This window comes from Histophilus somni 2336, assembly GCF_000019405.1.
GTDB lineage: Bacteria > Pseudomonadota > Gammaproteobacteria > Enterobacterales > Pasteurellaceae > Histophilus > Histophilus somni.
The window spans coordinates 1,491,494-1,507,113 of record NC_010519.1; the positions used below are offsets into that span (position 1 = coordinate 1,491,494).

Annotated in this window: 13 protein-coding genes; 4 read left to right on the forward strand and 9 right to left on the reverse strand. The window is 35.7% G+C overall.

What is annotated here, in order from left to right; genetic code table 11:
* Positions 1 to 27: 27 nt before the first annotated feature.
* The 7 genes from can to trpE form a co-directional block, all read right to left on the reverse strand.
* Positions 28 to 720: a carbonate dehydratase gene (can, locus tag HSM_RS06770; protein WP_011608993.1), complete on the reverse strand. Its 693-nt coding sequence runs from the start codon at positions 718 to 720 to the stop codon at positions 28 to 30.
* Between the two features lie 109 nt (positions 721 to 829).
* Complete coding sequence (trpA, locus tag HSM_RS06775; RefSeq protein ID WP_012340468.1) at positions 830 to 1,639, reverse strand: tryptophan synthase subunit alpha; 810 nt, start codon at positions 1,637 to 1,639, stop codon at positions 830 to 832.
* Positions 1,639 to 2,835, reverse strand: a complete 1,197-nt coding sequence (gene trpB / locus HSM_RS06780; protein ID WP_012340469.1) for a tryptophan synthase subunit beta — start codon at positions 2,833 to 2,835, stop codon at positions 1,639 to 1,641. The genes trpA and trpB overlap by 1 nt, the downstream gene beginning before the upstream one ends.
* A gap of 9 nt (positions 2,836 to 2,844) precedes the next feature.
* Positions 2,845 to 4,263, reverse strand: a complete 1,419-nt coding sequence (trpCF, locus tag HSM_RS06785; RefSeq protein ID WP_012340470.1) for a bifunctional indole-3-glycerol-phosphate synthase TrpC/phosphoribosylanthranilate isomerase TrpF — start codon at positions 4,261 to 4,263, stop codon at positions 2,845 to 2,847.
* Positions 4,264 to 4,275: 12 nt separating this feature from the next.
* Entirely contained in the window at positions 4,276 to 5,280 is a 1,005-nt protein-coding gene (gene trpD, locus HSM_RS06790) for an anthranilate phosphoribosyltransferase (protein ID WP_012340471.1), read from the reverse strand.
* A gap of 44 nt (positions 5,281 to 5,324) precedes the next feature.
* Positions 5,325 to 5,930, reverse strand: coding sequence for an aminodeoxychorismate/anthranilate synthase component II (locus tag HSM_RS06795; protein ID WP_012340472.1), 606 nt, complete (start codon positions 5,928 to 5,930; stop codon positions 5,325 to 5,327).
* Positions 5,931 to 5,939: 9 nt separating this feature from the next.
* Positions 5,940 to 7,481 (reverse strand): anthranilate synthase component I, encoded by a 1,542-nt coding sequence (gene trpE / locus HSM_RS06800; RefSeq protein WP_012340473.1) that lies wholly within the window; start codon positions 7,479 to 7,481, stop codon positions 5,940 to 5,942.
* A gap of 214 nt (positions 7,482 to 7,695) precedes the next feature.
* On the opposite strand from trpE, the gene sohB reads away from it, so the two are divergent.
* Entirely contained in the window at positions 7,696 to 8,754 is a 1,059-nt protein-coding gene (gene sohB / locus HSM_RS06805) for a protease SohB (protein ID WP_012340474.1), read from the forward strand.
* 183 nt (positions 8,755 to 8,937) lie between these two features.
* Positions 8,938 to 9,759: an OmpA family protein gene (locus HSM_RS06810; protein WP_011608995.1), complete on the forward strand. Its 822-nt coding sequence runs from the start codon at positions 8,938 to 8,940 to the stop codon at positions 9,757 to 9,759.
* A 50-nt stretch (positions 9,760 to 9,809) separates the two neighbouring features.
* Here HSM_RS06810 and HSM_RS06815 read toward each other — a convergent pair whose 3' ends face one another.
* A complete protein-coding gene (locus HSM_RS06815) occupies positions 9,810 to 10,691 on the reverse strand; it encodes a fructosamine kinase family protein (protein WP_012340475.1) in 882 nt (293 codons plus the stop codon).
* Between the two features lie 380 nt (positions 10,692 to 11,071).
* Between HSM_RS06815 and thrS the strand changes: the two genes are divergently transcribed.
* Positions 11,072 to 13,000: a threonine--tRNA ligase gene (gene thrS / locus HSM_RS06820; protein ID WP_012340476.1), complete on the forward strand. Its 1,929-nt coding sequence runs from the start codon at positions 11,072 to 11,074 to the stop codon at positions 12,998 to 13,000.
* A 55-nt stretch (positions 13,001 to 13,055) separates the two neighbouring features.
* Here the strand turns inward: thrS and HSM_RS06825 are convergent, their stop codons facing one another.
* Positions 13,056 to 13,904, reverse strand: coding sequence for a co-chaperone YbbN (locus HSM_RS06825; RefSeq protein WP_012340478.1), 849 nt, complete (start codon positions 13,902 to 13,904; stop codon positions 13,056 to 13,058).
* Positions 13,905 to 14,240: 336 nt separating this feature from the next.
* Between HSM_RS06825 and HSM_RS06830 the strand changes: the two genes are divergently transcribed.
* Positions 14,241 to 15,551: an NCS2 family permease gene (locus HSM_RS06830; protein WP_012340479.1), complete on the forward strand. Its 1,311-nt coding sequence runs from the start codon at positions 14,241 to 14,243 to the stop codon at positions 15,549 to 15,551.
* Positions 15,552 to 15,620: the final 69 nt, after the last annotated feature.

Below are 15,620 nucleotides of genomic sequence, written 5' to 3' on the forward strand. Positions count from 1 at the left end.
CTTAATTAAGATATTGTAAATTTTTATTTACTCTGATTTTACTTGATGAGGTTTTAGTAGTAACTCATCTTCGTTCAATTTAAATAATTTTGCTATTGTATCACGATAGGATATTTCTAAAGTTTCTCGGCTGGTTGCCGTTACACCTTGATCAATTAAAAAACCGTCGTTAACATCATAAATCCAGCCATGCAAAGAAAGTTTTTTTCCACTTTTCCAAGCTGATTTAACAATAGATGAGCTGCCTAAGTTATACACTTGTTCCGCAACATTAATTCTTGTCAACATATCAGCGCGTTTTTCGGGAGATAACTTACCCAATAAATGACCATGTTTAAACCAAATATCACGAATATGTAACAACCAGTTATTAATCAATCCCAGATCTTGATCCACCATAGCTGCTTTAATACCACCGCAGTTGGTATGCCCGCAAATAATAATGTGCTCAATATTCAGTACATCGACAGCATATTGCACCACAGATAAACAATTTAAATCAGTATGAATAACTTGATTTGCTACATTCCTATGCACAAATAATTCACCGGGTTTTAAATTTGTCAAATTTTCAGCAGGAACACGACTATCGGAACAACCAATCCATAAATAGCTAGGTGTTTGATTTTCTGCTAACGCTTTAAAATACTCAGCATTTTCTTCTTTCATCCTATTTGCCCAACTAAAATTATTGGCAAATAACTGTTCAATTTTTTTCATTTTTTTACCGCTCCTAAAGATGCACAGTATAGCCTAGAATAGAAAAACGGTAAAATAAAAAGCCCTGTAAGATAACAGGGCGGTGAAATTTAGGTAGGATTGAATATCATCACAACAATGTCGCTTGTTTCATTTTCTGCACGAATTCTGCCAATTCGGAGAGGCATTTTTCTCGATCTGTGAGATTTTGTTCAATGATTTGCACTATAGCTGAACCCGAAATTGCACCGGCAACACCTGATTTTAACACGTCTTTAACTTGTTGTGGTTGAGCTATACCAAAACCTTGTAAAATCGGAGCTGAGCCATATTTTTTTAAGCCTTTGATGAGATTAGCCAGATTTTTCGCACTTTGTTGATTTTCAGCACTTGTTACGCCGGCTCGAGAAACTAAATAAATGTAGCCTTTGCTTTTTTCCGCTACTGCTTTAAGGGTTGTTTCATCTGCATTGGGTGGACAGATAAAAACCGGTTGAATGTCATATTTTTGAGCGGATTGAATATACGGTTCAGAAGCAAGCAGAGGAATATCAGCCACCAATACCGCATCAACTCCGACTTCAGCACAGCGTTGATAAAATCCATCTAAAGTTTGAGCATAAATTAAGTTGGCACAAAGGAGTAGACTGATCGGAATATCGGGATATTTGGACCGCACTTTGGCAATTAGTTGAAAACTTTCTTTTGTACTGCAGCCTGCGTTTAAAGCACGATGATTAGCAGCTTGAATAACCGAACCGTCAAGTAAAGGATCGGAGAAAGGAAACCCAAGTTCTAAAGCATCTGCACCGTTATCCACTAAGGTACAAATAATTTCAAAAGAGCGGTCGAAATTTGGATCGCATAAAGTAACAAAAGGAACAAAAGCACCTTGTTTTTGCTTTTGTAGTTGTAAAAATTTTTGTTCAAAATATCCCATCAGATAATTCCTTTCTCGGTTAAAATTTTATCTACAGTAAAAATATCTTTATCGCCTCGACCTGATAAATTTACTACAAGTAATTGTTCTTTTTCCGGATTTTGTACAATGAGTTTTAAAGCATAAGCCAAAGCATGTGAGCTTTCTAAAGCAGGAATAATACCTTCATGTTTGGCTAGGGCTTGAAATGCCTCAATTGCTTCATCGTCAGTAATACTTTCATATTGAGCTCGCCCAATAGTATGTAAATAGGCGTGTTCAGGACCAACGGATGGAAAGTCTAAGCCGGCGGAAATAGAATAAGATTCCTCAATTTGTCCGTCTTGAGTTTGCATAATCGGGGATTTCATACCAAAGTAAATGCCAATGGAGCCATGACGAAGTGGTGCTCCATGCTTTCCTGTATGAATACCGTTGCCGGCAGGTTCAATTCCAATAAGTTGTACTGATTTTTCTGCAATAAACTCAGCAAACATACCAATTGCGTTTGAACCTCCACCTACTGCGGCAATAACAGCATCAGGTAAGCGATTTTCCTTAGCTAAAATTTGACATTTAGTCTCTTCACCAATCATTTTTTGAAATTCTCGCACAATAGTCGGGAATGGGTGCGGTCCTGCTGCTGTACCTAATAAATAATGGGTTGTCTCATAATTAGCTGACCAATCACGCATAGCCTCACAACAAGCATCTTTTAATGAGCAAGAACCTTTTTCAACAGGAATAACTTCGGCGCCCATTAAACGCATACGAAATACGTTCGGCGATTGACGCTCAACATCTTTTGCTCCCATGTAAACTCGGCAAGGCATATCCAACATGGCACAAGCTAAAGCTGTGGCTACACCGTGTTGCCCCGCACCGGTTTCCGCAATAATACGTGTTTTTCCCATACGTTTTGCTAGCAAAATTTGCCCTAATACTTGATTGGTTTTATGTGCCCCGCCGTGAAGTAAATCTTCACGTTTTAAATACAATTTTGTTTTTGTACCTTTAGTGAGGTTGCGACATAAAGTTAACGCTGTTGGACGACCCGCATAATTTTTAAGCAAATCTTGAAATTCTTGCTGAAACACAGGATCGTGCTGTGCTTCAACAAAAGCCTTTTCTAATTGTTTTAGTACCGGTACCAGAATTTCCGGTACATACATTCCACCAAATTCGCCAAAATAGGGATTTAAAATTGTACCCATCATATTTTTTCCTTATTGATTTTTGATTTTGTCAAAAACTGTTTGTAATTTTATTTGATCTTTTATGCCGTTGGCACATTCAACACCTGAATTTAAATCAATCCCTAGACAATGTTGTTGCAATGCTTGTTCAATATTTTGAATATTTATTCCACCGGCAAGCATGACTTTGTATTTAATGGAGGGAGGAATATAATTCCAGTTAAAAGTTTGTCCTGTGCCACCTTGTCGATTATCTGCCTTACTATCAAAAACATAACGATCTACATAAGGAATTTCTTCAAAATCTACCGCACTTTTCCCTTGTTCATATTGCTCGGTAACGTCAATCGTAACAGCTTTCCAAATTTGACATTGTGTAGGTAGAACTTGGCGAAGTGCGGTAATAAATTCAGCATTTTCATCACCATGTAACTGCACGGCGAACAATTGTAATTGTGTAGCGATGTTATGGATAAACGCAATAGACTGATTTTGGAAAACGCCAACAAAAAGCAAAGGTGCTTGCTTAACCAATTTCTGTGCTTGACATAGGGAGAGTTTACGAGGAGAACCTTCAGCAAAAATCAATCCGCCGTATAAAGCACCTTGAGCATAGCTTGCTTTGACATCTTGTCCTCGTGTTAAACCACAAACTTTGTGCTCCCCCAAAAGTACCGAACGTACGGCATTGTTAAGATCTTTACCACTAGTTAAACTGCTACCGATTAAAAAGCCATGTACATAGGGTTTTAATTGTTGTACTTGTTGATGAGAAGAAATACCTGACTCGCTGATCACAATGCGATCTGCCGGAATTTGTCTTGCCAAAGGAGGCGTGCGGTTAAGATCTACGGAGAGATCGTGTAAATTTCGATTATTAATTCCAATTACTTTTGCACCCAGTTTTATGGCTCGATCTAATTCCTTTTGGTTGGATGTCTCAGTTAAAACGCCCATTCCAAGGTTATGTGCAAGATCAGATAAAGTGCGGTAAGTTTCATCATCAAGTATCGACAACATCAATAAAATTCCATCAGCTTGATAATAACGTGCTAAATACACTTGATATTTACTCAGTATAAAATCCTTACAAAGAACAGGTTGAGTAGCCTTCTTACGTACTAAGGGCAAGTAGTTAAAATCTCCTTGGAAATATTTTTCATCTGTTAAAACAGAAATGACCGAAGCATAATTTTTATAGACATTTGCAATTTCTACTATATTAAAATCAGAACGAATTAAACCTTTCGAAGGTGATGCTTTTTTGCACTCTAAAATGAAAGCGGGGCGTTGATGTGAGCCTTGGCTTAACACTTGATAAAAAGAGCGGTCGGAATTTTTAATTTCTTGCTGAAAATGAGCAAGAGGAAATGCAGCTTGTTTTTCTGCGATCCATCGTTTTTTATCTTGTACAATTTTTTGCAAAATAGAGGGGATATTGGGTTGCATGATAATTCCTATTTATTGATACAGTTTTAATTGGTTTAATGTTTCAAATGCTTTACCGTTTGCCATAATATTTAAGGCTTTTTCTGCATTGGCTTTAATATCATCATTGCCAAATAACTTCATTAATAAAGCAGTATTCATAGCAACAGCTTGATTATGCTCATCTTTACCTTTCCCTTGTAAAAGTGCGGTCAATATTTTGGCATTTTCTTCTGCTGTACCGCCACGTAACGTTTCTAATGGTTTAGGAGTAAAACCAAAGTCATGAGGTGTTAAACTATAATATTCAATTTTTCCATGACAAATTTCCGCAACATCGGTTTTTCCATGAATAGCAACTTCATCTAAACCGGAACCATGAATAACGATACTATGCTGATGCCCTAGTCTTAATGCACTTTCAGCATAGATTTTAAGTAAGTGCGGTGTATAAACCCCCAGTAGTTGATGTTTTGGGCGAGCGGGATTGCATAAAGGACCTAAAATATTGAAAATCGTGCGTGTTTTTAATATTTGTCGTACAGGTGCGACATGTTTAAATCCTAGATGATATTGTTGTGCCCAGAGAAAACAAAGGTTGAGATTATCTAGGGCTTGTTTGGACTTTTCAGCAGATAAGTCAATTTTTATCCCTAAAGCATTTAATACATCACTTGCACCGCTTTTGCTGGATACACTTCGATTACCATGTTTTACCACTTTGTATCCTAATGTTGCAGCAACAATTGCCGCAGTAGTTGAAATATTGATGGTATTAGCATTATCACCTCCCGTTCCGACAATATCGGCAAAAGGGTAGTCTATGAATGGAAATGGCTTAGCGTTGGCAATAATGGCTTTTACTGCACCGCTAATTTCATCTGTTTGTTCACCACGAAATTTTAAGGCGATAAGTACGCCTGCAAGTTGTTCATTAGAAAGTTGTCCTTGAATAATATAATGAAATAACTGTTGTATTTGTTCTTGGTTTAAATGTTGTCCGTCGAAAAGTTGACTGATTAATTGTTCTGTTTGCATGTTGTTTTCCTTCTTATTTTTCGTTCTATTTTGACGTCGGTAAATCATAAATAATTATATTGTTCTCTACTTTGAGCCAATAACCATTGAATACTTTGCTCTAATAACTGTGAGCCTTGCTTCGTTAATATACTTTCAGGGTGAAATTGAAAACTACAAATAGGCAAGGTTTTATGGCGGATAGCCATAATGATGCCCTTATATTCAGCATTAATAATAAACTCTTCCGAAATTTTTCTTCCCATTAAAGAATGATAACGAGCAACTGGCATAGGATTATCTAACCCCTGAAACATCATTTGGTTATCATGATAAATATTTGATACTTTCCCATGTGAAATTTCACCGGAGGGAACAACGTCTCCACCGAATGCTTCAATCAAAGCCTGATGCCCCAAACAAATGCCAATCATAGCTACTTTACCTTTTAGTGTTTGAATTAAAGGCAATAAAATTCCCGCCTGTGCAGGAGTACCTGGACCTGGTGAGAGGGCTAAAACAGTCTCTTTTTCTGCTAAAATAATTTGAGTTAATAACTTTAAATCGAAGTTATTGCAAAAAACTTGTACTTGATGCCCTAAACTGCGGAATTGATCTACTAGATTGTAAGTAAAGGAATCAAAGTTATCTAAAAATATAATTCTTGCCATATTGTCTCCTTAGTCTTGAGTATTGGTTTGCAATATTGCATTAATCACAGCTTTAGCTTTGTGACGGGTTTCATCAGCCTCCATTTGCGGATCGGAATCTAAGACTTCACCACAACCTGCTTGAATATAAGCAATACCTTGTTGTACAAAAGCGGAACGTATCACAATACAGGTATCAAAATTACCATCAGAAGATAAATATCCTATTGCACCGCCATAACTATGACGCTTTTGTTTTTCAACTTGGTAAATTAATTGCATTGCTTTAATTTTCGGGGCACCAGTTAAAGTCCCCATATTCATACAAGCCTGATAAGCATGAAAGGCATCAAGCTCGGGGCGTAATTTTCCGACTACACGAGAAACAAGGTGCATAATATGAGAATAGCGATCTACTTGCATTAGCTCCTTAACCTGTCTTGTACCGCTTTCACAGACTCGAGCAATATCGTTACGAGCAAGATCAACGAGCATAAGATGTTCTGCGAGCTCTTTCTTGTCTAAACGCAATTCCAACTCCAAACGAGTATCTAATTCAGGATCGATATTACCCTGTTGATCAAAGCCACGAGAACGAGATCCAGCAATCGGATAAATTTCTACTTGGCGATTTTCAGCATTATATTTCAATGCACTTTCAGGAGAGGAACCAAATAAGATGAAATCGGTATCTTGCATAAAAAACATATAAGGACTTGGGTTATTTTTCTTTAATTGACGGTAGCTGGCCAACGTATTTGGGCATTCCAGCATAAAGCGACGAGAAGGAACAATTTGGAAAATATTTCCTGTATAAATATGCTGTTTTAATTGTTCAATAATGGCTTTAAAAGATTCGTCTTCTAAATTTACTTGTACTAAAACACTCGCTTTTGAGACAGCTAAGTGCGGTTCAATTTTCGTTAATTTTTGACAAATTTCCATCGCACTTTTTTGCACATTACCTAATTCTTGCGAATGAAAACAGAATGATTGTAGAGTAGTTTGTTGTAATTGATGATCAATCACCAATAAATTTTCTGCCAAATAAAATACATAGTCAGGACAGGTTAATCCATCATCTTCTAGGCTAATATTTTCCATTGGTATAAAATTAATTACTAAATCATAGGCAAATAATCCCCCTAGAAAAATGGGTATTTTTGATTGAGCATAAATATCTGTTAAACAACGTAAGCCATCAAAAACGGTTGTTGCCTGTAATTTGCTATCTTCATCGAGATTGGGATTAATCGGAGGGATAATAACTTCTAAATCGCTTTCAGACTTCACAAGTATTTTTGCTTTTGGCTGTAATTTTTCTTTAATAAGAGGTAAAACTGTTTTTCCATTGCTGGTTAAAGCGTTAAATATAATAGTATTACCGAAACAAGATATTTTGATTGCGGAATTTACGAACAATAGGCTTTTTAAACTATTTTTACTGGAGATTTCCGCACTTTCTAACAACAATGTATTAGTTCTTTGTTGACAAAGTGTTGCAAAAACTGCGGTAGGATCTTTGTAATAAGGTAACTTCTGAGTTAATACTTCAATAAAGGGGGCAAACATAAAAGAATCCTTCTTTAGAATAAATTTAAAGATGAACTATTAAACTAGTGCGAATTTGTTTTGTCAATAGTGAAGTAGCATTATTTTAAAAGTAAGTATTTGAAATAAAAAAATTGCAATTTTCTTGCGAGAAAGCATAAGCAATAAAATTGCACTTTTAAATAAATTCGTTATGATAATCGACTCATAATTTGACTTATATAAGGAAGAAAAAATGTGGTCTGAGTTATTGATTGGTTATGGCTTGTTTATTTTAGAAATACTCACAATTTTATTAATTGTTGCAGGGATAGTGATGATGATTATGACACTGAAAGAACGTAAATCACATCAAGTCGGAGAGTTGGTTATTACAGATTTATCACGAGAATATGAAAATAACAGTAAAAAATTGCGTGATTTTTACCTGAGTGACGATGCGTTAAAACAACGTGAAAAAGAGCAGAAAAAAGCCGATAAACTTAAAGCAAAAGAAGAAAAAGCCCAACGTAAAAAAGGGGAAACGTTAGCAGAAAAAAGAAAACCACACCTTTTTGTATTGCATTTTAAAGGTGATATTTCTGCTTCAGAAACCACCGCACTTCGAGAAGAAATTAGTGCGATTATTGCGGTTGCAAAAGAAGATGACGAGGTTTTATTACGCTTAGAAAGTCCCGGTGGAGTTGTGCATGGCTATGGATTGGCTGCCTCTCAATTAGCTCGTTTAAAACAACGCAATATTAAGCTAACTGTAGCAGTGGACAAAGTTGCTGCAAGCGGGGGGTATATGATGGCTTGTGTTGCAGATAAAATTATTTCCGCTCCTTTTGCCATCATTGGATCTATTGGTGTTGTTGCTCAAATTCCCAATATTCATCGTTTATTAAAAAAACATGATATAGACGTTGATGTAATGACTGCTGGTGAATATAAACGCACAATGACCATTTTGGGTGAAAATACAGAAAAAGGAAAAGCAAAATTTCAACAAGATCTAGAAGACACTCATTTATTGTTTAAACAATTCGTTACACAAAACAGACCGCACTTGGATATTGATAAAATTGCAACAGGTGAACATTGGTTCGGCAAACAAGCATTAGCGTTACATTTAGTTGATGAAATTGCGACAAGTGATGATTTATTGTTACAAGCAATCAAAGATAAAACAGTGCTTTCGGTAAAATATATGATGAAAAAATCACTCATTCAAAAATTAGGCAAACAAGCAGAAGAAAGTGCTAATAATGTGTTGTTACGATTGCTGAAACGTGATGAGAGTACTTTGATATAAGCTTACTCAACATTGCCCAAAAAGAGATTAAAATTTGGTTTACATTTTTGTTATTTGATATTAATATCTCAAGCAGTGCTGACGTGATTTAATGCGACAATATTTTTGTAAAGATAGAAAATTAAATCGTAAGCTATTCAAAAAATTTGAAGAAATTTATATACATAAAATTAAGGTAAAATAATGAAACTATCACGTTTTGTATTATCTGCTGTTGTAGCAGCAACATTGTCGGCTTGTGGTAATTTAAGTAATGTCACCGAAGAGGGTACATCAGATAACTTAAAGTGGCCTAAAATTGATCAGTCAAGATTTAATCATGATGGTAGCCAATTTGGATCGTGGCCAAACTGGGATAACCTACGTATGGTTGAACGTGGAATGAATAAAGATCAACTGTATAACCTATTGGGACGTCCGCATTTTTCGGAAGGTTTATATGGTGTTCGTGAGTGGGACTATGCTTTTAATTATCGTGAGAATGGCGAGCATAAAATTTGCCAATACAAAATTCTATTCGATAAAAATATGAATGCCCAAAATTTCTATTGGTTTCCAAATGGTTGTAACGGTTATGCATCTTTTAGTTTAAATACGGATCTCTTATTTGATTTTGATCAAGATACGTTGACCTCAAAAGGTGAAGAAGCTGTTGATAATGTTGCAATGCAATTAGAAGCGTTTTCAGCCAAAGAAATTAAAATTGTTGGTTTTACTGATCGATTGGGTACAGATTCTTATAACTTGGATCTTTCTCAACGCCGAGCTGATCGTGTTAAAGAGCGTTTAATTGAAAAAGGGTTAAATATTGATATTATCGCTATTGGATATGGTAAAACGCAACAGATTAAGGCTTGCAATGATGTACCTGCCAAAGAACTAAAAGATTGCTTACGTCCAAACCGTCGTGTTGAAATTTCAGCATACGGAAACATTTCAAAAAAATATGGTAATGGTGAGCTGAAGGGGGGAACAACCGGTCCATCATTATATTACGAAAAATAATCTCTCTTGATATAGGTAAGGGCATCAAACGATGCCCTTTATTTATAGAATTATTTATCACTTTTGTGCAAAATTTGATTAATCAATTTCTGAGTGAGAGAAACATAACTTTGCTTTTTATTATAATAGCGATAGCTGAAATTGAGCAGATAATAGAGCTGATAAATAAGTTTTCTTTCTAAGTAACCTTCTTCCAGTGGATATATTTCATTATAGCGTTGATAAAAATTAGTTGGGAAAGGCTCAAAAAGTGATGAAAAAGCAATATCGCATTCTCTATCTCCCCAATAGCAAGCAGGATTGCAGACAAAAATTTTATCATCTACTTGAATACAGTTTTCAATCCATAAATTGCCATGCAGTATAGAGGGTTTGGGGTTATGTTTGCTCAAAGTATCTGCAACAATTTGCACAATGAGATCTATATTTCCAAATATCAAACCTTTTTCTTTACATACTTGCAATTGCCAACCAATACGATTTTCGCTGAAAAATTTGGCCCAACTTGTCTGCCAATCATTTGGTTGATAAATAGGACCTAACCAAGTATCAAAATCTAATCCATATTTATCTGGTCCTTGTATTTGATGTAGCTGTGCTATTTTTTCAGCGAATATTGTAAAAGAAGACTGTTTATTCTTTGACTTATTTAACGCTTCTAACAGTAAAAAACTATGCCCTTGTGAATTGCCAATTCCATAAACTAAAGGGACATTAATTGAATTAGTTTTAGCTAAAAGAGCTAACTGGTCTGCTTCTGCACGAAACATAGAGCGGTAGGATCTTTCGTTTATCTTAACAAAAACAGTTTGAACCTCATCATTAATCAGCCAAATTTCATTCATTTCACCTGAATATAATTTTTCTTTATGTTTAATAAAATAGTAGGCACCAAATTGTTCTGCCAGTACCTGAGAAATAGATTTCCACATAGCTCCTCCGATATGATTCAAGTTAGCCTGACTAGATGATAATCTGAATACCGGTAATATTCTGTGATAAATATCAAGTTTTAATAAATATCTTATTAAGTAGTGAATTTATGTAACTCTTATCTATTTATATCTTTACTCATATGTTATGTGGATTGAATATTTCAGCGAAATGATAAGGATATACCAATTACTCTAGTTGTTACTAATACAGTAAAATAGATACGTTTTCTAAGAGTTTTCTGTTAAAATGCACCGCACTTTTATTGTACAAGGTAGGTATAAATAAAAGTGCGGTGCTTTCAGCACTTTTTTATTTTATGTTTAACTTAATTTACAAGTAACCTTTCGTATGGGCTACCACTGTATAAGGATTCACAATGCCAATTATTACTTTACCTGACGGTTCACAACGTCAATTCGATAATCCCGTTTCTGTATTGGAAGTTGCTCAATCAATCGGTTCCGGACTCGCTAAGGCTACTATTGCCGGTCGTGTGAACGGCGAGCGTCGAGATGCCTCAGATATGATTAGTGAGGATGCCAATCTTGAAATTATTACTGCAAAAGATGAAGACGGTTTAGAGATTATCCGACACTCAACGGCACATTTATTAGGGCATGCTATCAAGCAACTTTTCCCAAATGTGAAGATGGCTATCGGCCCAACTATTGACAATGGTTTTTATTACGACATTGATTTGGACCGCTCTTTAACCCAAGAAGATATTGATACCCTAGAAAAACGTATGCTGGAGCTGGCAAAAACGAATTATGACGTGATAAAAAAACGTGTCAGTTGGCAAGAAGCAAGAGATACTTTTGAAAGTCGTGCTGAGCCTTACAAAATAGCTATCTTAGATGAAAATATTGCAAAAGACGACCAACCTGCACTTTATCATCACGAAGAATATATTGATATGTGTCGTGGTCCGCACGTACCCAATATGCGTTTTTGTCACCATTTTAAATTAATGAAAGTAGCTGGTGCATATTGGCGTGGAAATAGTGATAATAAAATGCTCCAACGCATTTATGGTACGGCTTGGGCAGATAAAAAACAATTAGCCGATTATTTACATCGATTAGAAGAAGCTGCAAAACGTGATCATCGTAAAATCGGTAAGGCATTGAATTTATACCATATGCAAGAGGAAGCACCCGGTATGGTATTTTGGCATAATGACGGTTGGACAATCTTCCGTGAGCTGGAAACATTTGTGCGTACAAAGTTAAAAGAATACGATTATCAAGAAGTAAAAGGTCCATTTATGATGGATCGAGTGCTTTGGGAACGTACAGGACACTGGCAAAATTATGCTGATTTAATGTTTACTACACAATCTGAAAATAGAGAATATGCCATTAAGCCAATGAATTGTCCTGGACATGTTCAAATTTTCAATCAAGGCTTGAAATCTTATCGTGATTTACCTATTCGTATGGCTGAATTTGGTTCTTGCCATCGTAATGAACCATCAGGATCTTTACATGGATTAATGCGTGTGCGTGGTTTTACACAGGATGATGCACATATTTTCTGTACCGAAGATCAAATTGAATCGGAAGTAACGAGCTGTATTAAAATGGTTTATGACATTTATAGTACGTTTGGCTTTACCGATATTTTTGTCAAACTTTCTACTCGTCCTGAAAAACGCATTGGTGAAGATGTCATGTGGGATCGTGCAGAGCAAGGATTGGCAAATGCACTTAAACACAATGGTCTTGAATATGAAATTCAAGAGGGGGAAGGGGCATTTTATGGACCGAAAATTGAATTTGCATTAAGAGATTGTTTAGATCGTGAATGGCAATGCGGTACAATCCAATTAGATTTTGCGTTACCCGGACGTCTAGATGCTACCTATGTTGCAGAAGATAATGCCCGTCGTACACCTGTCATGATACATCGTGCTATCTTAGGTTCAATTGAACGTTTTATCGGTATTATCACTGAAGAATATGCAGGTTTTTTCCCAGCGTGGTTAGCACCGATTCAAGCTGTTGTGATGAATATTACTGATAGTCAAGCGGATTATGTGCAAAAAGTAGTTAAGCAATTTTCTGAAGCGGGATTACGTGTAAAAGCGGATATACGCAATGAAAAAGTCGGTTTCAAAATTCGTGAACATACCTTACGTCGAGTACCTTATATGCTAGTTTGCGGCGATAAAGAAATTGTGGAAAACAAGATTGCAGTTCGTACCCGTAAAGGGACGGATTTAGGCACGTTTAGTGTTGAAGAATTTGTTGAGATTTTAAAACAACAAGTGAGAAAACGTGAGTTAACCTTGTTAGGTGAATAATGATAAAAAATATAATCGGCACTTAAAGGTGCCGATTTTTTATGGAATTGTTCACTTAATACAGTAATGAATACAACAAACGACGAAATTTATTTGTAATCGGATCGTTATTACCAATGGCAGCTAAAATCGCTAAAAATTGTTGCTTAGCCTCTCCATTTAACGCATTAAGATCTTGTTTTAATATATCAAACAGCAAATTTAATGAAGCCTCATTACGATTGGCTTGATGCAATTGTAATGCTAGTTTTAATGCAATTTCTGCTGTTGGATTTTTAGCAAAATCAGCTTGCAATTGCTGAATTTCAGGGGTATCAGTCGCTTTTATTAAAAGCTCAATTTGAGCAATTAAACCATGCCAGCGACTATCACGATCTTGTAGCGGAATTTTATCTAAAATCTCTTGGGCGGGTTCAATGCGTTTTATCGTAATATAGGTTTCAGCGTAGAGTAGAGCAATATCGCTATTTTTCTTATCAGATAATTCCCATGCTTCTTTGAGCAACGGTAGAGCGTCATTATATTGTTCTTGTTCCAACAAATTTAATGCCTGATTAAATTTCATTTCTTCTTCCTTCGGTAAAATTAGAGATAAACGTTGTTGTAACATAATTTCATCTAAAGAACCTTGGAAAGCATCTAATACTTGTGCTTGATTAAATAAATAAGTTGTTGGTAATGATTGAATATGAAATTGTGCGGCAAGCATTTTTTCTGTTTCACAATTCACTTTACCTAATAAAAATTGTCCTTGATATTTTTCTGCATAACGAGTCAAAAGTGCGGTAAATTCTAAAGAGATTTTGTTACTTGGGGTATAAAAAATTAAAACAAGAGGTGTTTGTACAGAACTTTGTAATACACTTGTTAGATTTTGCTCATTAATATCAATAATATATGACATAAAATTTCCTACGTTTATTTAAAGGTAAAGTGGGTAAATTGTAACAAACCAATCATTTTTTGGGAAAATATTTCTTCGATTTAAGATTTTCTTAATATTTTTTAATAATACAAAACAGCTGATAAAGAATTCGGTCAGGATGCTAAAATAGATGTAACAGAAGTGCAGAAATTAATAAAAACCTTGGTATTGTTTGATATGAGACTGATTTAAAACGTCATTATAAATTCTCCAAAATTTAATCGCTAAAATAGAAGATCTTTGCTAGAATCCGTACGAAAAACACCTTTCTAATGTTTTTCATTTTTGTCATTAATTCATTTGGAAACACATATAATGGAAAATCAATCTTTTCTACAAAAATACTTCAAGTTTAACGAAAAAAAGACGACTACAAAAACAGAAATCATTGCGGGAATTACCACATTTTTTACTATGGTTTATATCGTTTTTGTCAATCCGTCGATTTTAGGTGATGCAGGAATGGATAAACAGGTTGTCTTTGTAACGACTTGTTTAATTGCCGGTTTGGGAACAATTGCAATGGGATTATTTAGTAATTTACCTATTGCACTTGCACCAGCGATGGGATTGAATGCCTTTTTTGCTTACGTCGTGGTAGGAAAACTAGGGTATTCTTGGGAAATTGGTATGGGGACAATTTTCTGGGGATCGGTAGGGTTACTTTTACTAACTGTCTTTCAAATTCGCTATTGGCTGATGGCATCTATTCCGCTGAGTTTGCGTGTCGGTATCGGAGCTGGGATAGGATTTTTTATTGCTTTAATCGGCTTTAAAAATATGGGACTGGTTGTACCTAATCCGGTAACGTTGGTTTCGCTTGGTGACTTACATAGCCCGCAAGTTTTAATGGGGGTTTTGGGATTTTTTATTATTGTAGTGTTGGCTGCACGTAATATTTATTCTGGAGTCTTGGTTTCTATTGTTACTATTACGGCTTTAGCATTGATTTTTGATGAAAATGTGGTTTTTAACGGCGTTATTTCTATGCCCCCAAGCCTTGATGCTGTAGTCGGAAAAGTTGATGTTTTAGGTGCATTAGATACCGCACTTTTAGGCATTATTTTTTCTTTTTTGTTAGTAAATTTATTTGATTCATCCGGAACTTTGCTTGGTGTAACAGATAAGGCCGGTTTTAGTGATGCTCAAGGTCGTTTCCCAAAAATGAAGCAAGCGTTATATGTAGACAGTATTAGTGCTGTAACGGGTTCTTATATCGGTACATCGGCAATCAGCACTTATATTGAAAGTGGTGCCGGAGTATCTGTCGGAGGTCGTACCGGAATGACCGCTGTTGTAGTCGGAATTTTATTTTTACTTACTATTTTCTTCTCTCCATTGGCTGGTATGGTGCCGGCTTACGCAACAGCGGGGGCATTAGTTTATGTAGGTATTTTGATGGCATCAAGCTTAATTCGAGTTGAATGGGACGATTTAACTGAAGCAACATCAGCTTTTATTACTGCGGCAATGATGCCATTTACTTATTCAATTACCGAAGGTATTGCCTTTGGTTTTATCAGCTATTGTGTCATGAAGACTTGTACTGGTCGCTGGAAAGAGATTAATGCACCGGTTTGGGTTGTATCTTTGCTTTTTGTAGCGAAATTTGTTTGGGTTGGATAAATCATTAATTATTGAATAGATCTTTCTAAAGCGGACATTAGTCCGCTTTCTTGTTGATTTAACTAGAAT